Source organism: Pseudomonas sp. PME37.24/006, from assembly GCF_055556635.1.
Genome location: NZ_JBVHNL010000143.1, coordinates 1 through 265, shown reverse-complemented (window position 1 = coordinate 265; position 265 = coordinate 1). Strand labels below are relative to the sequence as shown.

The window sequence follows — 265 nt, the reverse complement described above, 5'->3', positions numbered from 1 at the left end:
ATCAGAAACTTTTGATTCAACGGCAGTCTGGCATCCATTGTGAAAGTATTCCGCGGGCTCCCCCGACCTGACAACCAAACTCCCTGTGCACTGGTGATTGGCAATTTTGATGGCGTTCATCGCGGTCATCAGGCCTTGCTCACCCGTGCTCGTGCCGTGGCCACCGAACGCGGCCTGCCTTTGTGTGTGATGACTTTCGAACCGCATCCGCGTGAGTACTTTGCCAAATTCAACCCCGCCATTCCCGTCCCCAACCGGATTGCCA

Annotated in this window: 1 protein-coding gene; it reads left to right on the top strand. The window is 55.8% G+C overall.

Annotation, left to right across the window (positions count from 1 at the left end; translation table 11 throughout):
- Positions 1-39: 39 nt before the first annotated feature.
- A partial coding sequence (locus tag ACZ3GY_RS24170) for an adenylyltransferase/cytidyltransferase family protein (RefSeq protein WP_465912300.1) occupies positions 40-265 on the top strand: 226 nt, incomplete at its 3' end.